The sequence below is a fragment of the Dyella sp. LX-66 genome (genome assembly GCF_018599165.1).
GTDB classification, from domain to species: Bacteria; Pseudomonadota; Gammaproteobacteria; order Xanthomonadales; family Rhodanobacteraceae; genus Dyella_D; species Dyella_D marensis.
The window spans coordinates 225786-250165 of record NZ_JAHFVJ010000002.1 but is presented as its reverse complement, the minus strand read 5'-3'; the positions used below and the strand labels follow the sequence as shown (position 1 = coordinate 250165).

The following is a 24380-nucleotide window of genomic DNA, read 5'->3' as shown; positions in this document are numbered from 1 at the left end:
CGTAAGGCGGATGGGACGGTGCACGATCAGTGCTCCATGTGTTCCATGTGCGACATGTCGTGCTCGCCGGCCGGCTTGCCGGCGCGGGCGGCATCCTTGGCCATGGTCTCGTGCATGCACGGCGTACCGGGCGCGACGCAGAGGTTGACGATGGCCGGATACAGGTCGGGCGCGACCGTGGCGTAGCGGCGCACGGGTTCGTTCTCGCTGGGCTTTTCCAGCTGCAGATAGCTTTCGCGGGTGAGCGCGCCGCCATCCTTCGCCTTGGCCACCCATTGATCGAACTCGCCTTCGCTGAGTCCCAGGAACTTGAAGTGCATGCCCGAGAAACCGGCGCCGCTGTAGTTCGCCGACATGCCCTCGTAGCTGCCCGGCTTGTTGATCACCGCATGCAGCTTGGTTTCCATGCCCGGCATGGCGTAGATCTGGCCGGCCAGCGAGGGAATGAAGAACGAATTCATCACGGTCGAGGCGGTGATCTTGAACTGGATCGGGCGGTCGACCGGCGCGGCCAGCTCGTTCACCGTGGCGATACCCTGCTCCGGATAGATGAACAGCCACTTCCAGTCCAGCGCCACCACGTCCACTTCCAGCGGCTTGGCGCCGGCCGGAATCCCGCGGCCGGCGGCGATGCGCTCCAGCGGCCGGAACGGATCGAGCTTGTGCGTGCTCACCCAGGTCAGCGCGCCCAGCGCGATGATGATCAGCAGCGGGGCCGACCAGATCAGCAGCTCCAGCACGGTGGAGTGGTCCCAGTCCGGCTTGTAGGTGGCTTTCTGGTTGGAAGCCCGGTAGCGCCAGGCGAAGAACAGGGTGAGGCCGATCACCGGTACGACGATGAGCAGCATCAGCACCAGCGAGATCAGGATGATGTCGCGCTGCTGGACGGCCATGTCGCCGGACGGCGACATGAGCACGGTCTGGCAGCCCGAAAGCAACAGGACGGCGGGGAGCAGCAGTCCGCGGAGAGCCTTGGAGGACATGGGCCGGAAGGGGAGCAGAAGCATGGGGAGAGACCCGGAAAGTTAACCTACGCGTGCTGCGCCGCGGAATAGGACACTTTGTCTCATGGCGATTAAACGCCGCCGGTGCGATCCTTACGCGAACCACCCCAGTTCTCAAGTTCAAGCATGGCCATGTCGAGCACTTTTGACCAACACGGATCCCCGGACACGGCCCACCAGGACGCGCTCCACCAAGACCGGCCCGCGCCCGGCCACTCCCAGGTCGCCCCCGGCGAGATCGCCGTCGGCGTGGTGATCGGGCGCGCTTCCGAATACTTCGACTTCTTCGTGTTCGGCATCGCCTCGGTGCTGGTGTTCCCGTCGGTGTTCTTCCCGTTCCGCGACCGCCTGCACGGCCTGCTGCTGTCCTTCGTGGTGTTCGCCCTGGCCTTCGTGGCGCGCCCGTTCGGCACCGCCCTGTTCATGACCATCCAGCGCCGCTGGAGCCGCGGCACCAAGCTCACCGCCGCACTGTTCCTGCTGGGCAGCGCCACCGTGGGCATGGCCTTCCTGCCCGGCTTCGACACGCTGGGCTGGCGCGCGATCGCCCTGCTCGCCTTCTTCCGCCTGCTGCAGGGCATCGCCTTCGGCGGCTCCTGGGACGGCCTGCCCTCGCTGCTGGCGCTGAACACGCCGAAGGGCCGCCGCGGCTGGTACGCCATGCTCGGCCAGCTCGGCGCGCCGATCGGCTTCATGCTGGCCAGCGGGCTGTTCCTGTTCCTGCACAGCCAGCTGTCCAGCGAAGACTTCCTCAGCTGGGGCTGGCGCTATCCGTTCTTCGTGGCCTTCGCCATCAACGTGGTGGCGCTGTTCGCCCGCCTGCGCCTGGTGGTGACCGAGGAATACACCCAGGCGCTGGAAGAAAGCGCGCTGGAACCGATCGGCATCTTCGAGATGCTGCGCAAGCAGGACTACAACATCTTCCTGGGCGCCTTCGCCGCGCTGGCCAGCTATGCGCTGTTCCACCTGGTCACGGTGTTCCCGCTGTCGTGGATCAGCCTGGGCTCGACCCAGTCGGTCAACCAGGTGCTGCTGATCCAGGTGGTCGGCGCCGGCGTCGGCATCCTGGGCACCATCGCCTCGGGTTTCGTGGCCGACCGCATCGGCCGCCGCACCACCCTGGGCACGCTGGCCGCGCTGATCGGCCTGTTCAGCTTCTTCGCGCCCTGGCTGCTCGGCGGCAGCCGTGCCGCGCAGGACGCCTTCATCCTGATCGGCTTCGCCCTGCTCGGCCTGTCCTACGGCCAGTCCGCCGGCACGGTGACCTCGAACTTCCCGATCCGCTTCCGCTACACCGGCGCGGCCCTCACCGCCGACGTGGCCTGGCTGATCGGCGCCGCCTTCGCGCCGCTGGTGGCGCTGGGCCTGTCCAGCAAGTTCGGCCTGGGCGCGGTCACGGTGTACCTGCTGTCCGGCGCGATCTGCACGCTGGGCGCGCTGCGCCTGAACCGGGCGCTCGAAGCGCGCGATTGAGCGCCGGCTTCCACGCAAATGAAAAAGGCCCGGCGTTGCCGGGCCTTTTTTCATTACGGCGTCCAGAGAAACCGTGCGGGCACGGCGATCCGGCTGTCCTCGTTGAGCTGGATCTCCTTGGCCCGATGCGTGCGCACGAAACCCTGCCGCTTGAGCAGGCGCTGCATGCCGCGCGAGAAGTCGGTGCAGAAGCATTCCACGCCGCCGGCCGGCGCGCGGCGCCGGGCATATTCCACGAGCAACTTGCCGATACCCAAGCGCCGGGCAGACGAATCCACGACCAAGTACTTGATCGCCAGCATTGCCTCGCCACCGTTGAGTTGCGCTTCTTCGAGCAGCATCGCACCGAGCGCCTTGCCAGCCTTGCGGGCCACCACGAAGCGCGTCCTGCCGCCAGCACGATGCCAGGGCAAGCGCTTGGCCAGCATCGCCTTGGCGCAGGCGAAGCCGAGTGTGCGCAACACGTAAGCCATAGAACAATGCGCGTTATTGAAATGCCCTTTGCGCGCGCCAGCGACAACTTCTTCGACGAAGAAGAAAATATCCCACGGCTCTCCCAACCCGAGGACGACACAGTCTTCCACCACCAAGCCGGCGTTATTCAACAGCATCGATGTCCCCCTAGGCAAAGCATTCTGACTGGACTACCGGGTATCCCACCCCCTTCGCCTTGCGGCGTGGCAGTCCCTGCCAGGATGCGCCCGCAGAGATGCGCTCCGGTGCCTAGGCTAGCGATTTCCCGGCGCAATGACTTGCGCCGCGCAGACCCAGGTTCGTGCGTCTTGCTTGCGTGTGATGCAGAACGCAAAAAAAAACCCGTCGTTGACGGGTCTTTAGTGCCGGACATCGGCCATGCGATCTATGTCACATGGCCGATGGCTTCGCACGCTGCAGGCTGAACAGAAGCAGCACCGCCGCAAGCACTGCGTAAGCTCCGGCGAACTGCCACACCAGCGCACGCGCGCCGGCATCGAGCAGCCAGGGCAGATACACACCGCCCGCCGGATCCACCGAATGGATCAAACCGAACAGCGTCAGGCCCGCACCGAGCAGCAGGATCAGCGCCGCGCGCCCGCTCTTGCCGTCGATCATCGCCACCACGAAGCTGGCCCACACCATCGAGGTGATGATGAAGCCGTTGCCCAGGATGGTGATCACCGCCAGCTCCGCGATGCCATGCCCCTGCTGGTTGAACAGTTCGCCGAAGTGCTGCGGCGAGACATAGGTCGGGTCGCTGAGCTTGATCGTCACCATCCGCGCGACCGCCGGAAAGAAACTGAACACCACCGCCGCCGCATAGCGCATCGGCGTGGCTTCGAACGCCTGCACGGTGATGCCGATCGCCACGAACACCAGGATCGGCGCCAGCACCGACAGCGGCACCAGCTCCACCAGGTTGGACAGATAGCCGAACACGCCGCCCAGCCCGATCACGATGCCGGTCAGCAGCGTATAGCCGCTGCGCGCGCCCATCGCCTTGTACGAAGGCTGGCCGATATACGGCGTGGTCTGCGCCACGCCGCCGCAGAAACCGGCGACCAGGGTGGCCAGTGCTTCCACCAGCAGGATGTCGCGGGTGCGGTATTCGTCGCCGGCCGCGCGCGCGCTTTCGGTGACGTTGATGCCGCCCACCACCATCAGCAGGCCGAACGGCAGGATCAGCGGCAGGTACGGCACGGTATAGGCGATGCCGTCCAGCCACTTCAGCGTCGGCAGCGGCAGCGCGAAGCGCCAGGTCCATCCGGCCGGCGCGTGATAGCCGCTGCCCAGCCAGCCCAGCGGCCCCAGCACGTAGTACAGCGCCGCGCCGATCGCCACCGCCGCCAGCACGCCCGGCACGCCGAACGGCAGGCGCCCTTTCGCCACCAGCGCGTACAGCACTACCCCTAAGCCGGCGAAACCGACCAGCGGCACTTTCATGATTTCCACCAGCGGCAGAAAGCCCATCAGCACCAGGGCGATGCCGGCGATCGAACCGAGCAGCCCCGCGCGCGGCACGTGCCGCTGCACCGCGCCGCCGAAAAACGACAGCACGAACTTCAGCACGCCCATCACCACCAGCGAGGCCATGCCCAGTTCCCAGGTGGCCTGCGCGGCGGCCGCTTCAGCCATGCCGCCCTGCTTGAAATGCACGAAGGCCGGGCCGAGCACCAGCAGGGCCATGCCGATGCTGGTCGGCGCGTCCAGGCCCAGCGGCATCGCGGTCACGTCGTCGCGGCCCACCCGCGCGGCCAGCCGGCGCGCCATCGCGGTGTAGGCCAGATTGCCCAGCAGCACGCCCAGCGCGGTGCCGGGAAACATGCGCAGGAACACGATGTCGGCGGGGAACCCGAAGATGCCGATCAGCGCCGTGGCGAGGAAGGCCATGATGGACAGGTTGTCCACCACCAGGCCGAGGAAACCATTGAGGTCGCCGGGCGTAAGCCAGCGGCGTGTCGCGGTGTTGTTCAAAGTGATGTCCTGGCGCGCTGATTAGAACGACACATCCGCCGGCTGCGTCACCCGCAGCACCGACTGATCGCCTGTGCGCTGCTTCCACGCCGCGCGGATCGCCTCGACCTTGGCGCGGTTCTGTGCCGTGTCCGGATAATCGATCACCAGCTGCTTGGAGCGCAGCCGCTCGGGCGTGCTCTGCTGCTTGCCCTGCCACTGGCCGTAGACGTCGATCACGCTGAGCCCGTCGGGAAAGCGCGACGTCACTTCGCGATCGAGGAACTCGCGCCAGGCCTGCTCGCTCACGCCGTTGCCCGGCTGATCCGCCAGCCCCAGGCCGAAATACAGCCGCGTCTCCACCCAGCCCTGAGCCGCGGCCGGATGCGCATGGTCGCCCTGCAGGGTCGCACCGGCCGTGGCCTGCGGTTGCGTGGCGCAACCCGCCACCAGGCCAAAAGCCAGCACTGCCGCCAGCGCACGCTGAAATTGCATAGGGATTCCCTGTCGTCGTTTGGACGTCCAGACGGATAAACCGTCGTATGCCCGGAAAGTTTCGTGACGAAGTATTGACATGAACCTTGCGCAATGCAACAAATGCCGAACGGCGCCGGAGCATCGCGCCCCTCCCTTTCTTCGCGAACCTCGCCGTGACCACCACGCCCGCCGGACAACGCCGCTTGCCGCGTACCGCCCGAATGCGGCGATGTTGCTGTCGCTGAATTCTTTCGCGACGCGCTGATCCAGCGCCCTTCAAACAAGACCTTCGACGCCGCACTCCCACGCGGCGCGCCCCGCTGCTGCCCGCCGCAAGGAACCCGCATGTCCACCGCTTCCCGCACGTACCGCCGTACCTATCTGTCCACCGCGCTGCTGCTCGCCGCGTCCGCCGTCCATGCGCAAGCCCAGCAGGCCGACAGCGCACCGCCGCGCACGCTGGACCAAGTCGTGGTCACCGGCGTACGCGCCAGCAGCCGCACCGCGCTGGAATCGCCGGTGCCGGTGGACGTGCTGAGCCAGGACGACCTGCGCGCCGCCGGCGCGGTCAACGGCGAACTGGGCCAGGCGCTGGCCAACCTGCTGCCTTCGTTCAATTTCCCGCGCCAGTCCAATTCCGGCGGCTCGGACCACGTGCGCGCCGCGCAGCTGCGCGGGCTGTCGCCCGACCAGGTGCTGGTGCTGATCAACGGCAAGCGTTTCCACACCTCGGCCCTGGTCAACAGCGACACCAAGATCGGCCGCGGCACCACGCCGGTGGATTTCAACGCCATCCCGATCAGCGCGATCAAGCGGGTGGAAGTGCTGCGCGACGGCGCCGGTGCGCAATACGGTTCGGACGCCATCGCCGGCGTGGTCAACATCATCCTGGACGACGCGCCCGAAGGCGGCGAAGTCACCAGAAGCTACGGTGCCAACCACACCCGCTTCAGCCCCGCCGACCGCACCATCACCGACGGCAACAGCAGCTACGGCGCCGCCAAGTTCGGCACGCGGCTGGCCGGCACCGGCTTCTTCCGCGCCGGCATCGAGGCCGGCCACCACGACGCCACCAACCGCGCGGGCGTGGACACCGTGCCGGACTGGCTGGCCGATCCCACGCCCGCCAACCTGGCGCTGCGCGGGCGGCGCAACTATGCGGCGGGCGATCCGAAGTCGGAGAACTACAGCGGCTGGCTCAACAGCGAACTGCCGCTGGGCGATAACGCCAGGCTGTACTGGTTCGGCACCTACACCCAGCGCCACACCATCGGCGACAACTACTTCCGCTATCCGGACAGCAGCGCCAACGTGGCCTCGATCTACCCCGACGGCTACCGCCCCGAATCGGTCGGCAGCAACCGCGACGTGCAGACCGCCGCCGGCATCCGCGGCACGCTGGCCGACTGGCATCTGGACGGCAGCCTGAACTGGGGCAGCAATGCCTTCGACTACGACCTGCGCGATTCGCTCAACGCCTCGCTCGGGCCTACCAGCCCCACCGCGTTCCATATCGGCAGCTACCGCTTCGACCAGGGCAGCGCCAACCTGGATGCCAACCGCGAGTTCGCCATCGGCAGCCGCTACGTCACCGTGTCGCTGGGCGGCGAATACCGCCACGAGCAGTTCCGCACCCTGCCCGGCGATCCGGCCTCGTACGCCGCCGGCCCCTATCTCGACGCACCGGTCGGCGCGCAGGCCGGCGGCGGCCTGCAGCCGCAGGATGCGGCGCGGCTGTCGCGCAATGTCGGCGCGGCTTACGCGGAAGTGTCCAGCGACATCACCGACCATTTCTTTGCCGACGCCGCCGCGCGCTACGAGCACTACAGCGACTTCGGCGGCAACTGGAGCGGCAAGCTCAGCGCGCGCTGGGAATTCGCCCCGGGCTTCGCGCTGCGCGGCGCCGCCTCGAATAACTTCCGGGCGCCCTCGCTCAGCCAGATCGGTTTCGAATCCACCACCAGCGGCTACGGCGCCGACGGCAAGCTGGTCACCGGCCGCATCCTGTCGGTGAACAACCCGCTCGCGCGCGGCCTGGGTGCGCAGGCGCTGAAGCCGGAGAAGTCGCGCAACTTCAGTCTTGGGCTGACCGGTCAGCTCGGCGAACACTTCGACTTCAGCCTCGACGCGTACCAGATCAGCATCGACGACCGCGTCACCTTGTCGGAAACCATCGACAGCGCCGGCCTTGCGGATTACATCCTGCAGCACTTCGGTGTCCCCGGCGTGCAGAGCGTGGCCTTCTTCACCAATGCGGTGGACACGCGCACGCGCGGCGCCGAACTGGTCGGCAACTACCGCACGCCCTGGGCCGGCGGCCGGCTGCTGCTCACCCTCGCCTACAGCCGCAACCACACCGACATCCGCGGCGTGCGCGCCACGCCGCCGGAGCTGGCCGCCACCGGCGCCGGCAACGTGCTGTTCGGCGACGAGGAGCGCAACACCCTCACCGACGCCGCGCCGCGCCAGCGCGGTTCGTTCAGCGCCAACTGGAGCAACCGGCGCTGGTCCCTGCTCGGCCGCGTCACGCGGCAGGGCTCGACGGTGCGCGTATTCGACTTCGGCGGCGGCTTCGAACCGCGCCAGGTCTATGCCGCGCGCTGGCAGCTGGATGCCGAAGCGGAGCTGCACGTGACCGAGCGCTTCAGCCTGGCGCTGGGCGGCTACAACCTCACCAACCAGTACCCCACGCGCTCCAACAGCGACATCAATTACGCCGGCAATTTTCCTTACGACGTGATCTCGCCGATCGGCGTCAACGGCGCGTATTGGTATGGGCGTGCGCGCTACACGTTCTGATCATGAATGCCGTCGCGCGCATGCATCGAATACGCGTAACGGCATCCGCAACCGCCACCTTCGCCAACCGCTCGCGCAACTAAAGTAGTTGACACCGACCACGTACGTTGGCGCACAATGCGCCACCCGCGCCGAATACGCGTGGGCCCACTGCCAAGCTTCACCCGCAACACCCATCGCCGCATGCCTCACCGCATGCGGCGATGTTCGTTTCAGGACATGCCATTCGGAACGTGCGCTCGGGGCATGCCGCCACCACTCGCCCGCCGCGCCGATGTCCGCCACAATTCCCGCATGACCTCTTCCCTGGCCCTGCCCCTCGACGTGCCGATCGAACCGGGCCTGATGGTCATCCATGGCAACCGCCTGGAAGATCTGCGCGACCTGCTCACCGCCTGGATCCAGCGCACGCCGCTGCGTCCGCTCGAAGACGAGCTGATGCTGGTGCAGAGCAACGGCATCGCGCAGTGGCTGAAGCTGGCGCTGGCGCGGCCGCCGCAGGAAGGCGGCTTGGGGATCAGCGCCGCGGTGCAGGTGCAGTTGCCGGGACGCTTTCTATGGGAGGCGTACCGCGCCGTGCTCGGCCGCGATGCGGTGCCGCCCACGTCGCCGTTCGACAAGTCGCGCCTGGCCTGGCGGCTGCTGCGGCTGATCCCGCTGCATCTGGACGACACCGACTTCCGCCCGCTGCGCGACTTCCTCGGCGAGCAGCCGGACTGGCGCAAGCGCCATCAACTGGCCGCGCGCATCGCCGACCTGTTCGACCAGTACCAGGTCTATCGCGCGCACTGGCTGGCCGACTGGGAACGCGGCGTCGACGAGCTGTACGACGACTGGCGCGGCCGGCACGCGCCGCTGCCGCCGGGCCAGCGCTGGCAGGCGCAGCTATGGCGCCTGCTGCTGGACGACGTCGGCGGCGAGTTCCGCCACAGCCACCGCGCCGCCGTGCACGCCGCCTTCCTCGAACGCGCGCAAGCGCTGGCCGAACGGCCTGCGCGGCTGCCGCGGCGCATCGTGGTGTTCGGTATTTCCTCGTTGCCGCTGCAGACGCTGGAAGCGCTCACCGCGCTGGCGCGGCACAGCCAGGTGCTGCTGATGGTGGCCAATCCCTGCCGCCACTACTGGGCCGACATCATCGAAGACCGCGAGCTGCTGCGCGGCGAGCGCCGCCGCCAGCCGGGCAAGCCCGGCCTGCCCGAGCAGCCGCGCTACGAAGAACTGCATCTGCATGCCAACCCGCTGCTGGCCGCCTGGGGCAAGCAGGGGCGCGATTACATCCGGCTGCTCGACAGCTTCGACCAGCCCGAGCGTTATCGCCGCCGCTTCACGGCCTGGGGTTCGAGCATCGACCTGTTCGAAGACCCCGGCCGCGACACCCTGCTGCACCAGGTGCAGCAGGCCGTGCTCGACCTGGAACCGCTGCCGGCCGATCCGGCGCGGCGGCAGGCGTGGCGCGCGGGCGACGGTTCGCTCAGCTTCCACGTCGCGCACAACGCGCAGCGCGAGGTGGAGATCCTGCACGACCGCCTGCTCGCGCTGTTCGAACAGGCCCAGCGCGACGGCCACCCGCTGGCGCCGCGCGACGTGATCGTGATGGTGCCGGACATCCAGAGCTATGCGCCGCACGTGCAGGCGGTGTTCGGGCGCATCCCGCCGGACGATCCGCGCTACCTGCCCTATGCCGTCGCCGACCAGCCGGACCGCGGCGCCGCGCCGCTGCTGGTGGCGCTGGAACATCTGCTGTCGCTGCCGGAGTCGCGCTTCACGGTGAGCGACATCCTCGACCTGCTCGACGTGCCCGCGCTGCGCCAGCGCTTCGGGCTCGACGAAACCGGCCTGCCCACCCTGCGCCGCTGGATCGAAGGCGCCGGCATCCGCTGGGGCCTGGACGGCGCGCAGAAGGAAAGCCTGGGCCTGCCGCCGCAGGCGCAGAACAGCTGGGCCTTCGGCCTGCGCCGCCTGCTGCTCGGCTATGCGGTGGGACACGGCGACACCTGGGCGGAGATGGCGCCCTACGGCGAAGTCGGCGGCCTCGACGCCAGCCTGCTCGGCCCGCTCAGCCTCCTGCTCGACCAGCTCGAACTGCACTGGCACGCACTGCGTGCGCCCGCGGCGCCGGCCGTCTGGGCGGCGCGCCTGCGCGACCTGCTCGCCGCCTTCTTCGACAGTGCGGACCACACCGACGGCGACCGCCTGCGCCGCCTCGACGAAGCATTGGACGCCTGGCTGGAAGCCTGCGCCGAAGCGGCGCTGGACGAACTGCTGCCGCTGGAGATCGTGCGCGAGCACTGGCTGGAAAGCATCGACGCCAGCCGCCTGTCGCAGCGCTTCATGGGCGGCGCGGTCGGCTTCGGCACGCTGATGCCGATGCGCGCGATTCCCTTCCGCGTGGTCTGCCTGCTCGGCATGAACGACGGCGACTACCCGCGCCAGCAGGCACCGGCCGACTTCGACCTGATGGCGCAGCCGGGCCAGGCCATGCCCGGCGACCGCTCGCGCCGCGAGGACGACCGCTATCTGTTCCTGGAAGCGCTGCTGTCCGCGCGCGACACCCTGCATGTGAGCTGGGTCGGCCGCAGCGTGCGCGACAACGCGGTGCTGCCGCCGTCGGTGCTGGTCGGCCAGCTGCGCGATTACCTCGCGGGCGGCTGGCAGGCGGCGGATGGCGAACTGCTGGATGCGCTCACCACCGAATACCCGCTGCAGCCGTTCAGCCGGCGCTACTTCGGCGCGGACAGCGACCCGGCTCTCTTTACCTATGCGCACGAATGGCAGCGCGCGCATGCGCTCGACGTGCGGGCGGCGGAAACCGGGCCGCTGGCGCCGTGGCTGCCGGAAACACCGATCGCGCTGGATGCGCTGCAGGGCTTCCTGGCCCGTCCCGTGCGCCACTTCTTCAACCAGCGCCTGAAGGTGCACTTCGGCGGCGAGGAGGCCGACGCGCTGGACGACGAGCCGTTCGCGCTCGACGGGCTGGAGCGCTACCAGGCGATTCTCGGCGTGCTGCAGGCGGCGCTGGTCACCGATGGCGACCGTGCGCCGCAGGCGGTCAACGACGCCGTGCAGCGGCTGGCCCAGCAGGGCCGCCTGCCCACCGGCGGCTTCGGCGAGCTGTGGCAGGACAAGATCGCCGCCGAAGCCGGCGTGCTCGCCGCGCACTGGCATGCCGCCGACCGGCGCTGGCCGCGGCTGGACGACAAGTTCGAGCTGCGCCACGAAGCGCACGGCCTGGTGCTGGAGGACTGGCTGTCCGATCTGCGCCGGCCCGAGTCAACGCAGGCAGGCATCGACTTCGTGCGGCTCGAATTGATCCAGGGCCCGCTGCTGGCACGCCCGCGCGGACGCCGCCTGGACAAGCTGGTCGCCGCCTGGGTCGCGCACCTGTTCGCGCATGCGGGCGGGCTGCGGGTGGAGACGCGCGTGGTCGCGGCGGATGCGCAGCCGTATTTCCCTGCGCTGGATCCGCCGCAGGCGCGCGCCCTGCTCGATGCCCTGCTCGATGCGCTGCGCCACGGCATGCGCGCGCCGCTGCCGGTCGCGCGCAAGACCGCCTTCGCCTGGCTGCAGGCCGAACACGAAGGCCGCGACGCCGCGGCCGCGGCGCGCCAGTGCTACGACCGCGACGACAGCGGCCAGCGCTTTGCCGAAGTGGACGAGGACGCTTACCTGCAACGCGCCTGGCCCGCGTTCGAAGCCATGCTCGACGCCGGCTTCGAACACTGGCTGCCGCTGTACCGGGCGATGGCGCAGAGCGTGCGCTGGGAGGACGGCGCATGAGCGCGGTGCAGCCGCCGGTCGCCATGGCACTCGATCCGCTGCGCCTGCCGCTGCACGGCGTGCGCCTGATCGAAGCCAGCGCCGGCACCGGCAAGACCTGGACCATCGCCGCGCTGTATCTGCGCCTGGTGCTCGGCCATGGCACCGCCAGGCCGCTGCTGCCGGCGCAGATCCTGGTGCTGACCTTTACCAAGGCCGCCACGGCGGAGCTGCGCGACCGCATCCGCGCGCGGCTTACCGAAGCGGCCGCGGTGTTCCGCGCGCAGAAAGCAGCGGACGCATTCCTCGCCGCGCTGCTCGCCGAATATCCGGAGACGGACGCCCGCGCCGCCGCCGCGCGCCAGCTCGAACTGGCCGCGCAGTGGATGGACGAGGCCGCCGTGCACACCATCCACGGCTGGGCGCAGCGCATGCTGGCGCAGCACGCGTTCGACAGCGGCCATCCCTTCGTGCAGGACATCCAGACCGACGACGGCGAACTGCTGGCCGAAGCGGTGCGCGACTACTGGCGCCTGCAATGCCTGCCGCTGGGCCGCGATGCCGCCGCGCTGCTGGCGCGCTGGTGGAGCGACCCGCGCGAGCTGCAGCAGAGCCTGCGTCCGCTGCTGCGCCAGCCGGTGGCCAACCTGCGCCTGCACGGGCAGCCGCTGCCGGAGACGGCGGACGTGCGCGCGATTCTGGAAGCGCCGCTGGCGCGTGCGCAGGCGGCGATGCAGCGCGCGCGCAGCTTGTGGCTGGCGGATCTCGATAGCATCGAACGCCAGTTGGACGACGCCCTGCGCGAGAAGGCGCTGAACGGCCGCAGCTATCCGGCCGAGCGCCTGCCGCAGGACCTGGCGGCCTTGCGCGCCTGGGCCGGCGGCGGCGAGGCCGACGACAAGCTGCTGGACCGCTATGCGCAGTCGCGGCTGGACGGTGCGGTCAACAAGAACCGCACGGCACCGGCGCACGCTGCCTTCGCCGCCATCGACGAGCTGCTGGCCAGCGCCGCCGAACTCGAGCTGGCGCGTCCGCTGATCCTCGCCCATGCCACGCCGCGGGTGGCCGAGCGCATCGACCTGGCCAAGCGCCGCCGCGCCCTGCTCGGCTTCGACGACATGCTGCGCCGCCTCGACGAAGCCCTGCACGGCCCCGCCGGCGAGCGCCTGGCAGCCACCATCGCGGCGCAGTATCCGGTGGCGCTGATCGACGAGTTCCAGGACACCGACCCGCTGCAGTGGCGCATCTTCCATCGCCTGTATGCGGATCGCGCGGAGCTGGGCCTGCTGCTGATCGGCGATCCCAAGCAGGCGATCTACGCGTTCCGCGGCGCCGATATCCATACCTATCTGCAGGCGCGCGCCGCCGCCGCGCCGCCGGTGTGGACGCTGGGCACCAACCATCGTTCCACCGCCGCTTTGGTCGGCGCGGTGAACCGCGTGTTCGAGCACGGAGACCGCCACGCCGACGGTGCGTTCGCGTTCGGCCGCGGCGAGCGCGGGCTGCCGTTCCATCCGGTCGCCGCGCGCGGCCGCGAAGCGACCCTGGTGCTCGACGGCGAGCCCTTGCCGGCCTTGCGGCTGGCGGTGCTGGACGAAGGCCGCAACGTGGGCAGCACCGCGTATCGCCAGCGCATGGCGGAACAGGCGGCAACGTGGCTGGCCGGCCTGTTCGATGCGGCGCGCGAAGGCCGCTGCGGCTTCGCCACGCCCGATGGCTTGCTGCTGCCGCTGGCGCCGGGCGACGTCGCCATCCTGGTGCGCAGCGGACGCGAGGCGGCGATGGTGCGCGCGGCCTTGCGCGACACCGGGCTGCGCAGCGTGTACCTGTCCGATCGCGACTCGGTGTTCAGCTCGCCCGAGGCGGCCGACCTGCTGCTGTGGCTGAAGGCCTGCGCGGAACCGGGTTCCGACCGCGCCATGCGCGCCGCGCTGGCCACCCGCAGCCTGGACCGCGGCGACGCCGAACTGGACCGCCTCAATACCGACGAGCGCTGGTGGGAAGCCTGCGGCGAACGCCTGCGCGAACTGCAGCAGACCTGGCGCCGCCACGGCGTGCTGGCCATGCTGCACGACCTGCTGCACGCCTTCGACCTGCCCGCGCGCCTGCTGGCGCACGACGGCGGCGAGCGCGCGCTGACCAACCTGCTGCACCTGGCCGAACTGCTGCAGCAGGCGGCCGGCGCACTGGACGGCGAGCATGCGCTGATCCGCTATCTGGCCGAGCAGATCGCCGAGGCGCGCGAAGGCCTGGCCGAGGCCGCCGAGGAACAGATCGTGCGGCTGGAGAGCGAGGCCGAACTGGTCAAGGTGGTGACGGTGCACAAGTCCAAGGGCCTGGAATATCCCCTGGTGCTGCTGCCGTTCGCCTGCGCCGCGCGCGAGGTGAAGCGCGACGACCTGTTCGTCTGGCACGACGGCGACGGCCAGCCGCATATGGACCTGGAACCGGACGACGCGGCCTGGAGCCAGGCCGAGCGCGAACGCCTGCAGGAAGACCTGCGCCTGCTCTACGTGGCGCTGACCCGCGCGCGCTATGCCTGCTGGGTGGGCGTGGCCAGCGTGAGCGTGGGCAACGCCAAGGCCTCGTCGCTGCACAAGTCCGCGTTCGGCTATCTGCTCGCGGGCGGCACGGCGATCGACGCCTCCGATCTGCTGCCCGCGCTGCTGGCGCTGCGCGGCGGCGAAACCGCCATCGCCGTGGATGCACTGCCGGAAGCGCCGCAGCCGCGCATCGCGCCACCGGCGCCGCACGAACACGAAGACACGCGACCGGCCCGGACTTACGCCGGCCGCCCCGGCGAGCGCTGGTGGATCGCCAGCTACAGCGCGCTGAAGTACGACGAGAACGCACCACTCTCCGGCGATGCGCCGTCCGCGCCCGAAACGCCGGCGCAGGACGTGCTCGCCGAAGCCGGCGCGGAAAAGCCCGCACCCGTGGCCGACGCGCAGGGCAGCGGCATCCACGCCTTCCCGCGCGGCGCGGTGGCCGGCACCTTCCTGCACGACCTGCTGGAATGGGCGGCCGAGCAAGGCTTTGCCGAAACCGCCGCCGACCCGCAGCCGCTGGCCGAGCTGATCGCGCGCCGCGTGCAGCGCCACGGCTGGCAGGCGCAGGCCGCGCTGCTGGCGCAGTGGGTGCCGGCGCTGCTGCGCACGCCGCTGCCGCTGGGCGATGGACATGCGGTGGCCCTGGCGGATCTCGCCGACCCGGCGCGCTACCGCGCCGAGCTGGAATTCTGGTTCGCCGTGCGCGAGGTGGATACGCGGGCGCTGGATCGCCTGGTCACCGCCGGCACGCTGGACGGACGTCCGCGCATGCCGCTGCTGTACGACCGGCTCAACGGCATGCTCAAGGGCTTTATCGACCTGCTGTTCGAGCATGGCGGCCGCTATTACGTGGTCGACTACAAATCCAACTGGCTGGGCACGGACGCCGGCGCCTACACCGCCGACGCGGTGCGCGATTCGGTGCTGCGCGAGCGCTACGACCTGCAGTACGCGATCTACACCCTGGCCCTGCATCGCCAGCTGCGCGCGCGCCTGCCGGACTACGACTACGAGCGGCATATCGGCGGCGTGCTCTATCTGTATCTGCGCGGCCTCGATGGCGAAGGCCATGGCGTGCACCACGAGCGCCTGCCGCTGCGCCTGGTCGAGGCGATGGACCGTCTGTTCGCCGAGGGAGGCCGCGCCGATGCCGCCTGATCAGCGCCTTATCCCGCTGTTCGCCGCCGAGGAGCAGCAGCGCCTGCGTGCGCTGGACGTGGCGTTCGCGCGCTTCCTCGCCGAACTGGATGCGCAGGCCGACGGCGCCTGGCTGCTGCTCGCCGCGCTGCTCAGCCGGCGCGTCGCGGACGGGCATCTGTGCCTGGATCTGTCGCTGTGGCAACCGCTGGCCGAGGAGCAGGCTTGGCCGGCACCCTGGCGCGAGGCGGTGGCGAACGTGCTCGACGAACAGCGCGTGCCGGCGTGGATCGGCGCCGGCAGCGATACCACGCCTCTCGTGCTGGAAGGCACGCGCCTGTATCTGCGCCGCTACTGGAACCACGAACGCCAGGTGGCCGAAGCGATCCGCGCGCGGCTTGCGCAAGCGCATGCCGCGCCGGCGCATCTGCGCGAGCAGCTGGCGCGCCTGTTTCCTGGCGAAGCCTCGCCCGACTGGCCGCGCATCGCCTGCGCGCTGGCCGCGCGCGGCGCCTTCACCGTCATCACCGGTGGCCCCGGTACCGGCAAGACCACCACCGTGGTGCGCCTGCTAGGCCTGCTGCAGACGCTGCGCCTGCGCGCCGGCGAACGGCCGCTGCGCATCCGTCTGGCCGCGCCGACCGGCAAAGCGGCGGCACGCCTGCAGGCCTCGATCCAGGGCCAGCTGGCGCAGCTGGATGTGGACGAAGCGGCACGCGCCGTCATTCCCGCCCAGGTGGACACGCTGCACCGCCTGCTCGGCGCGCGCCCGGACACGCGCCGCTTCCGCCACGACGCGGCGCATCCGCTGCCACTGGACGTGCTGGTGATCGACGAAGCCTCGATGGTGGACCTGGAAATGATGTCCGCCGTGCTGGCGGCCTTGCCGCCGTCGGCGCGGCTGGTGCTGCTGGGCGACAAGGACCAGCTCTCGTCGGTGGAAGCCGGCGCGGTGCTGGGCGACCTGTGCCGGCGCGCCGAGGCGGGGCATTACGGACAGGACACCGCCGAGTGGCTGCGTGGCGTATCCGGCGACGACGTCGGCGCGTGGACCGCGGCCGACGCGCAGGCGCTCGACCAGCAGGTGGTGATGCTGCGCCATAGCCATCGCTTCGGTGCGGACAGCGGCATCGGGCGGCTGGCGCAGGCGGTGAATGCAGGCGACATGTCCGCGCTGCGCGCGCTGCTGGCGGCGCCGCGGCCGGACATCGCGTGGATGGCGCATGCGGCCGGCCAGGGCGATCTTGCCGAACTGGTGCTGCACGGTGGCGACGAACGCTTCGCCGCGGATGACCAAGCGCCGCAGGGTTATCGCCACTATCTCGAACTGCTGCGGCGCGAACGCCCTGCGTCCGATGCAGGCGAGGCCGCGCACGAGGACTGGGCGCATCGCGTGCTCGATGCATTCGGCCGCTTCCAGCTGCTGTGCGCGCTGCGGCGCGGCGACTACGGCACCGAAGGACTCAACCGGCAGATCGAGGACATCCTGGGCCGCGCGCGGCTGATCGATCCCGTCCATGTCTGGTACGAAGGACGGCCGGTGCTGGTCACGCGCAACGACTACAACCTGGGCCTGATGAACGGCGACGTCGGCGTGGCGCTGATGATGCCCGGCGAGGACGGCGTGCCGCGCCTGCGCGTGGCCTTTGCCGCGGCGGGTCCATCGGAAGGGCCGGACGGCGCGCGCGTGCGCTTCGTGCTGCCTTCGCGGCTGGGCGAACTGGAAACGGTCTATGCGATGACCGTGCACAAATCGCAGGGATCGGAGTTCGACTCCACCGCCCTGGTGCTGCCGGCGCAGGACAGCGGGATTCTTACGCGCGAGCTTTTGTATACCGGCATCACGCGTGCGCGGCGGCGCTTCATGCTCGTGAGTGGCGAGAAGCTGGTGGAGATCGCGGTGCAGCGCCTCACCTTGCGGCATTCGGGCTTGCGGGAGCGGCTGGTGGCGCCCTGACGCGCCGTCTTGCTCTGCGCGCTTCCATAGCTCCGCTTGGCGAAGCATCTGAAGGATTATTCCGATCCAATGCGAATGCCATCGGCGCAGCGCACGCCTTCACCAAACCGGACGGATAAGGCACTAGGTTGCGACGATCAGGAATCGCCGGAGCCATGGAGCCATTCGAATATAGGCGCCGTGGCCGATGCGCCGAAGGCCATCCCGGCAGACCGCCGATACCGCTCGTCAATATCGGCAGTCCGCCTGCTGCAGCTACCTGCATTTGCCAGGCATCGTTCGTCATGCATCACCAACGAACCGTGTACTCCGGTTCCGCCGTTGCCGCGGAATCCAACGTCGGCGCGCAGACCTCCTTGAGGAGAGCAACGCCATGATCACCAAGACCAAGCTGCTGTTCGCCATGCTGGCCGCAACGGCCCCCTTCACCGTTCATGCCGACAAAAAGCACGATGTTCAGCAACTGAAGGAAGAAGCGGCAAAATCCATTGCCAAGCAGCTTCAGCACGCGAATTTTTCCGCCGCCACATCCAGGATGCTCACCAGGCAGGCTATCTCCGGCGGCGACATCAGCGTGCCGTTGCACGACCTGCTGGCCGATGCCCGTGGAACGGACAGTTCGCGGCTTGGCGACATCAATCGAAAAATAACGGCGACCAAAGGACTGTCCGATTGGTCGCAAGGCGTACTCCAGCTGCGCCTGTACCTGCCAGATCGCGACGCCTCCCGGCTTCCCGCGCAATGGAAGGACGTACTGGTTGCGGTCGAACCATCCGGTGATGAAAGCGAGCGGGCCTCTGTCCCCGCCTTCGATGCCAAAGGCAATCGCCACGACCTCGATGCCAAGACCCCGCCCCGCAACCCCGTTCTGATTCTGGACGTGGATGGCCGGGAATCCGGGCGGGCAGGCGCCCTGCTCGTAAACCATGCGCTGCGCCGGGCCGACATGCAGGTCCGAAGCGAATCCGAGGTGCAGGATGGAGCGGAATTTACCGTGCTCTCGAAGATTCGCGTCAAGGATGCCGGAGAGGACTGGGTCCGCGGCGCCGCGGAGGTCTTCGCCGTCATATCCGGCGTCCAGCCGGGCGAGACGAAAGCGCAGATCGAGCTGAAGGACATGTCATATCTGGACTGGTGGGACACGGACTATGCGCCGTTCCAGGACATGATCGCCTGGAAGAACTATGGCCTCGATGCCGCCAATGTGCAGCTCTTCGAGCAGGACGACTGGTCCAGCTACGCCGACATCGCCGCATCCATCATCAACAAGGTCAATACCCAGCTTCCGGTGGCCGCACAGGATCCGGCTTCCCTTTCCGTCATCGGCCAGGCCGTGATCAATTCGATCGACAGCGGCAATGACTACATCGATTCGTTCTACCTGATCGAAAAGAAGAAGAACTACGACCATCTGCTCGGCGCGAACAACAACGCGACCGCCAGCTTCTGCTTTCACGTCGTAGGCAACAGCAGCTGCCGGCGCTGACGGCATCGGCGGGAGTGCCGCGTCCACGCGGCACTCCCTTACCAGCACGCCCCATTGCCGTTCGCCGCGATGTCGGCAACGCCGGGCGTCTTCCTGCCGGCATCGTCGATCGCGAGTGCGCCACAAAGATCCTTGGCCTGCATCGATACCGGCCATGCCGTCGCCACGAAGGATTGCGGCCGGTCTCCCTCGCCCAGGCGCAAGCTTGCCCGGTAATGCCGCTGCTCCGACCACGCGGGCTCGGCGAAGCCCAGTTCGGCCCATCCGCCGTAGCGGCCATAGGTGGCGTAGTGGCGCTCCTGCGCCTGAGCGATGCGCCACAGCATTTGCTTGCCCTCGATGCGGCGCGCACGAAGGGTGTAACGCCCATGCATGGGTACGGCCAGCGCCGCCAGCATCGCGGCAATGACCAGCACCACTAACAGCTCGACCAGGGAAAAACCATGTCGGCGCCTCATTCAATCGCCTCCGGCCGCGAAGACGCTCACCGCGGTACGCGCAGCGCCAGCGTCTGCGCCGACGGCCCGAGCGGTAATGCGGTAGATATGGCGTTCCGCTCCGGCCGCCGTACCCGCACCGGCTGGCCATAGCGGTCCGAGATCCTCGATCAGGTAATACGGGTTGCCCGCGAGCACGGCGCTGTTGCGCGCCTCGTCATCCAATCCGCGGCCTGCCTGCGTAGTGAAGTCGTGGCGGCCATCGCTTCCCCGATACGGCACGGCGCCCTCGCGTATCCAGGCCGCCTCGTCCAGCAGAGCCTCCGTCCATCGGTTCGAGCGGGCCGGATCGAAAATCCTGCAAGCATCGGCTGCCGCCGGACCGCAATGGAGCGTCCCTGCGGACGCGTCCCGCCATAGCCGCCACTCCGCGCCGCGCAGCGCGGACTCCGCCGCGATCTCGGCCAGCTGGGCATGGCGCCGATTGCCGGCCATGCGCTGCTGCAGCAGAGCCTGGTCCCCCGCGGCGGCGACGAGCAAGGCCGAAAGCAGCAGAAAGACCAGCGCCAGCACCAGTACGATGCCGCGTTGCCCAGCGCGGCCGTGGGTTCGCCGCGAATCATGGTGTGAGGACATGCGTGGCTCCTTCGGTCTCATCGTCTTCACGGGGATAGCTCCGCACCGCGACGAACGCGCCGAACTCACGCCGCAACATCCGCCGGTCGAAGCCCTGTTCGGCCGGCCGCAGCTTGCGCGTCGGGGCCTCCGGCGCGGCGGGCACGACGTCGCCGTCGATGCTGTAGGCGTAGTGCATCGCGCCGCCGCCCAGTGCGCCTTGCACTTGCTGGCCGTCCAGCAGCAGGTGGACCTCAATCGACCTCACCGCACCCCACAGGCAACCATAGGCGTCGGATGACATCGGCGGACAGGCGATGCCGCCGCCGGCGCCGTCGTCGACCTGTGCGGCGGCGAGGTGGTGCGTCGCGCCGGATGCATCCTGCACGCCGTAGCGGAAGTCCAGCCGCTCCACCCCGCGCACGACTTCGCTGGCGTGGCCGTTTTCGCGCCGCATCAGGGCACCGGTGGTGATGCCGTCGCCCGCATTCACCACCTGCAGGTAGTAGGTAACGGTGCGGAAATCGCGGTTGACATCGAACAGGCGCGGCGCATTGAACGACTGTGGCATCCGTGGCTGCGCCAGGTTGCTTCCGGCGTCCATCGCGTCGGGATAGAACATGCCGCCGCTTTGCAGGTTCGCCGAAAATATCTGCGTGAGCGCGCAGTCGGCGAGCATCAGCAGGTCGCCGGGCTGATAGGTATCGGCGATGGCCGGCTCGTTTTCCGCCGGTTGGATGGCAAGGTGATGGATCGCACCGTTCTCGCTGCCGGCGATCGCCGCGGCTCCGCGCACCGCCCATCCGCCGGCCGGATCCAGGTAGCGCAGCGTGAGCACGTCGGCGCCGATCACGCGCTGCCCCGCGGCGCGCCCCATCGCGGGCAAAGTAGCCGGCGCCGCCGGCACGCAGCTCGTTTTGCCGCACGCGTAGCCGCGCATCGACAGAAAGCGCGGGAACCGGTACGGCGAAACCGGCGCGGCCGGATAAGGCGCACGGCCCCAGCGTGTCGTTACATCATGCAGCGCACCCAGCAGGTCGCTCGCCAGCACGGTGGGCGCGGCGCCTGCGCGGCCGCAGTAGAACGCATTCGCCGCGCGCAGGTCGCGGCTGAGCCGGTCGATGGCGAAGCGGCCGCTTTCCTGCAGCAGGTTGAGCTGGGCCTGCGTACGGTAGCTGCTGGAGGTCGCCACGAAGGCGGCGACGAAACCGATGGCCACGATCAGACCCAGCGCCATCGCGACCATCAGTTCGATCAGGGAATGGCCGGAGGGGCGGTGCGCAACCTGGGCGACGGTCATGGCTGAAAGACCCAGGCGAAGCTGCGCGGCGCGGTGGCGCGGTGGTCCCGGTCGCCGATACCGCGCTCGAGCCAGCGCACCGTCATCGTGCACAGCCCGCCGAACGGCGGTGGCCGGCGCAACGGTTCGGCCGTGAGCGCGAAGCCGGCGCCGCGGTCGCAGTGGATGCTGCCCTTGCCACCCGGCAGCACCGCCTGCAGCCGCGCCGCCCAGACGGCGCGGTCATGCGCCGCGAGCGCTTCGGGCATGCATCCGACGGCAGCGCCGCAAGCCGAGCTGCGGACTTCCGCTTCGCCATCGTAGGCACCGGTCCATACCGCGGCGGTGTTGGCGCGCATGCGTTCGACCATGGCGCCGGCAAGCAGGCTGGCCTGCGTGTGCAGATAGGCGATATGACTGGCGCGCGCGGCCAGCAGCATCCATTCGCCGATACCCAGGGTGCCGATGCTGAAGATGGCGAGGGCGACGAGGACTTCGAGCAGGGAGGCGCCGCGTGGAGGCGTTGAGGTGAGCATCGGGTTCCGTCCGTGGGGGGAGGATGCTCAGCTTAGGCAGGGCGGGAGTGGCTGGAAGAGGTAGCGATGATTTTCTGCGGGGGGTGCAGAAGTGCGGCGCGGAGGGAGAAAAGCTAGAAGTGCATCACGAGGTCGGTGCGCGATGCTTCGCTGACTGAGGCATATGGTTTGGAGACAATCGGCGCGTTTTGAGCACGCGATGAAGAGCTTTGCGGCTGCCGTGACCCTCAGCTCAGCGCTCCGGCCGGCCCCTCACCCCGACCCTCTCCCCGGAGGGGAGAGGGAGATGAAAGGGTGAGGCGAGCTAAGACGAACTCAGGCAAGTTCAGGCGATGACTGCGTCGTCTTCCGCTGCGACAAACCCACCCGTCTGCCGCTTCCACAAGCGCGCATACAGGCCGTCGCGCGCGATCAGTTCCGCATGCGTGCCGCTTTCGACGATATGCCCCTTGTCCATCACCACCAGCCGGTCCATCCGCGCGATGGTGGACAGGCGGTGGGCGATGGCGATCACGGTCTTGCCGCGCATCAGCAGTTCCAGGCTGTCCTGGATCGCCGCTTCCGCTTCGGAATCCAGCGCCGAGGTGGCCTCGTCCAGGATCAGGATCGGCGCGTCCTTCAGCAGCACGCGCGCGATGGCGATGCGCTGGCGCTGGCCGCCGCTCAGTTTCACGCCGCGCTCGCCGACGTGCGCGTCGTAGCCGGTGCGGCCTTCGCCATCGGCCAGTTGCGGAATGAACTCGTCGGCGCGCGCCTTGCGCACGGCTTCGCGGATGTCTTCCTCGGTGGCGTCGGGGCGGCCGTACAGCAGGTTGTCGCGGATCGAGCGGTGCAGCAGCGAGGTATCCTGGGTGACCACACCGATCTGCGAGCGCAGGCTTTCCTGCTGCACCTGGGCGATGTCCTGGCCGTCGATCAGGATGCGGCCGCCTTCCAGGTCGTACAGGCGCAGCAGCACGTTCACCAGGGTGGACTTGCCGGCGCCGGAAGGGCCGACCAGGCCGATCTTCTCGCCGGGGCGCACGGCCAGGTCCAGGCCGGCGATCACGCCGCCCTTCTTGCCGTAGTGGAAATGGATCTCGTCGAAACGCACGCCGCCGTGGTTCACCTGCAGCGGCACGGCGTCCGCGCGGTCCTGCACCAGGCGGGGCCTGGCGATGGTTTCCAGGCCGTCCTGCACGGTGCCGACGTTTTCGAAGATGCCGTTGACCACCCACATGATCCAGCCGGACATGTTGTGGATGCGGATGACCAGCCCGGTGGACAGCGCGATCGCGCCCACCGTCACCCTGCCCTGGCTCCACAGCCATACCGCCAGCGCCGAGGTGCCCACGATCAGCAGGCCGTTGAGCGCGCTGATGGTGGCATCCATGGCGGTGGTCAGGCGGGTCATCGCGCGCATGCGCTGGATCTGCTCGCCCATCGCCTCGGCCACGTAGGCCTCCTCGCGGCGGGTATGCGCGAACAGCTTCAGGGTGAGGATATTGCTGTAGCCGTCGACGATGCGGCCCATCAGGCGCGAACGCGCTTCGGACTGCTTCCAGGAGCGCTCCTTGGTGCGCGGCACGAAGTACGCCAGGGTGATCACGTACAGCACCAGCCAGGCCAGCAAGGGCGCGGCCAGCCACACGTCGGCGTGCGCGAACATCACCAGCGCGCTGCCGGTGTAGATGGTGACGTACCAGATCGCATCCACGATCTGCACCGCCGATTCGCGCAGCGAGCCGGCTGTCTGCATGATGCGGTTGGCGATGCGGCCGGCGTAGTCGTTCTGGAAGAAGCCCAGGCTCTGGCGGATCACGTAGCGGTGGTTCTGCCAGCGGATGCGGCTGGTGAGGTTGGGCACGATGGCTTGGTTCACCAGCAGGTCGTGCAGCAGGATCAGCACCGGGCGCGCAATCAGGGTGACCAGCACCATCCACAGCAGCTCGTTGCCGTGCTCGGCGAAGAAGCCGGCCGTGGGCACGCCCTTGGCCAGGTCCACGATGCGGCCGATAAAGCCGAACATCGCCACTTCCACGATGGCCACGCCGAAGCCAACCACGATCGCCGCGGCGAACACCGGCCACACCTGGCGCAGATAGAACACGTAGAAACGCCAGACCGAGTCCGGCGGCATGCCGTCCTCGGGTTCCTTGAAGGCGTCGATCAGGGATTCGAACCAGCGGAAGATCATGGGGAGGTCCTGCCATGCCAGGTGAGGCATGGTGCCTGAAAAGGGGGTGAGGGGGATGACAAGTTGAGGGCCGCCCCCTCCTATAGCAAGTGGGCGTAGGTTGGGGTGAGCGCAGCGAACCCCAACATGGCGGCACGATGCGACGCCTCGTTGGGGTGACGGCCTGCATCCGCAGCCCGCCCTTCGGGCCATCCGCTGCGCGGATGTTCGCTATGGCATCCTGCCTTCGCAGTCGCCTTCGGCTCACCCCAACCTACAATGCGTTCTTC

General features: G+C 68.8%; 15 protein-coding genes. 6 read left to right on the top strand and 9 right to left on the bottom strand.

What is annotated here, in order from left to right:
* Positions 1-26: 26 nt before the first annotated feature.
* Positions 27-983 carry a ubiquinol oxidase subunit II gene (cyoA, locus tag KK141_RS04755; protein ID WP_214571706.1) on the bottom strand — a complete coding sequence of 319 codons (957 nt, stop codon included), beginning with the start codon at positions 981-983 and terminating at the stop codon, positions 27-29.
* Between the two features lie 153 nt (positions 984-1136).
* Between cyoA and KK141_RS04750 the strand changes: the two genes are divergently transcribed.
* Positions 1137-2477: an MFS transporter gene (locus KK141_RS04750; protein WP_214571557.1), complete on the top strand. Its 1341-nt coding sequence runs from the start codon at positions 1137-1139 to the stop codon at positions 2475-2477.
* A 53-nt stretch (positions 2478-2530) separates the two neighbouring features.
* On the opposite strand, the gene KK141_RS04745 is transcribed toward KK141_RS04750, so the two are convergent.
* From KK141_RS04745 to KK141_RS04735, 3 genes are all read right to left on the bottom strand, one after another.
* Positions 2531-3088: a GNAT family N-acetyltransferase gene (locus tag KK141_RS04745; protein ID WP_214571558.1), complete on the bottom strand. Its 558-nt coding sequence runs from the start codon at positions 3086-3088 to the stop codon at positions 2531-2533.
* A gap of 253 nt (positions 3089-3341) precedes the next feature.
* A complete protein-coding gene (locus KK141_RS04740) occupies positions 3342-4928 on the bottom strand; it encodes a hypothetical protein (RefSeq protein ID WP_214571559.1) in 1587 nt (528 codons plus the stop codon).
* A gap of 21 nt (positions 4929-4949) precedes the next feature.
* Positions 4950-5402: a DUF3574 domain-containing protein gene (locus KK141_RS04735; RefSeq protein ID WP_214571560.1), complete on the bottom strand. Its 453-nt coding sequence runs from the start codon at positions 5400-5402 to the stop codon at positions 4950-4952.
* A gap of 327 nt (positions 5403-5729) precedes the next feature.
* Between KK141_RS04735 and KK141_RS04730 the strand changes: the two genes are divergently transcribed.
* The 5 genes from KK141_RS04730 (at position 5730) to KK141_RS04710 (ending at position 19068) form a co-directional block, all read left to right on the top strand.
* A complete protein-coding gene (locus tag KK141_RS04730; RefSeq protein ID WP_214571561.1) occupies positions 5730-8183 on the top strand; it encodes a TonB-dependent receptor in 2454 nt (817 codons plus the stop codon).
* 294 nt (positions 8184-8477) lie between these two features.
* The gene (recC, locus tag KK141_RS04725; RefSeq protein ID WP_214571562.1) at positions 8478-11960 is read left to right on the top strand and encodes an exodeoxyribonuclease V subunit gamma; all 3483 of its coding nucleotides are present in this window, start codon (positions 8478-8480) and stop codon (positions 11958-11960) included.
* Positions 11957-15646 carry an exodeoxyribonuclease V subunit beta gene (gene recB / locus KK141_RS04720; RefSeq protein ID WP_250901565.1) on the top strand — a complete coding sequence of 1230 codons (3690 nt, stop codon included), beginning with the start codon at positions 11957-11959 and terminating at the stop codon, positions 15644-15646. The genes recC and recB overlap by 4 nt, the downstream gene beginning before the upstream one ends.
* Positions 15636-17582, top strand: coding sequence for an exodeoxyribonuclease V subunit alpha (recD, locus tag KK141_RS04715; protein WP_214571563.1), 1947 nt, complete (start codon positions 15636-15638; stop codon positions 17580-17582). Before recB ends, recD begins: the two co-directional genes overlap by 11 nt.
* Positions 17583-17955: 373 nt before the next feature.
* Complete coding sequence (locus KK141_RS04710; protein ID WP_214571564.1) at positions 17956-19068, top strand: DUF3103 family protein; 1113 nt, start codon at positions 17956-17958, stop codon at positions 19066-19068.
* Between the two features lie 38 nt (positions 19069-19106).
* On the opposite strand, the gene KK141_RS04705 is transcribed toward KK141_RS04710, so the two are convergent.
* The 5 genes from KK141_RS04705 to KK141_RS04685 form a co-directional block, all read right to left on the bottom strand.
* The gene (locus KK141_RS04705) at positions 19107-19526 is read right to left on the bottom strand and encodes a type IV pilin protein (RefSeq protein ID WP_214571708.1); all 420 of its coding nucleotides are present in this window, start codon (positions 19524-19526) and stop codon (positions 19107-19109) included.
* Positions 19527-20141: a PilX N-terminal domain-containing pilus assembly protein gene (locus tag KK141_RS04700; RefSeq protein WP_214571565.1), complete on the bottom strand. Its 615-nt coding sequence runs from the start codon at positions 20139-20141 to the stop codon at positions 19527-19529.
* Positions 20125-21420 (bottom strand): PilW family protein, encoded by a 1296-nt coding sequence (locus KK141_RS04695; protein ID WP_214571709.1) that lies wholly within the window; start codon positions 21418-21420, stop codon positions 20125-20127. The genes KK141_RS04700 and KK141_RS04695 overlap by 17 nt, the downstream gene beginning before the upstream one ends.
* A complete protein-coding gene (gene pilV / locus KK141_RS04690; RefSeq protein WP_214571566.1) occupies positions 21417-21935 on the bottom strand; it encodes a type IV pilus modification protein PilV in 519 nt (172 codons plus the stop codon). The genes KK141_RS04695 and pilV overlap by 4 nt, the downstream gene beginning before the upstream one ends.
* Positions 21936-22260: 325 nt before the next feature.
* The gene (locus tag KK141_RS04685) at positions 22261-24111 is read right to left on the bottom strand and encodes an ABC transporter ATP-binding protein (RefSeq protein ID WP_250901564.1); all 1851 of its coding nucleotides are present in this window, start codon (positions 24109-24111) and stop codon (positions 22261-22263) included.
* Positions 24112-24380: the final 269 nt, after the last annotated feature.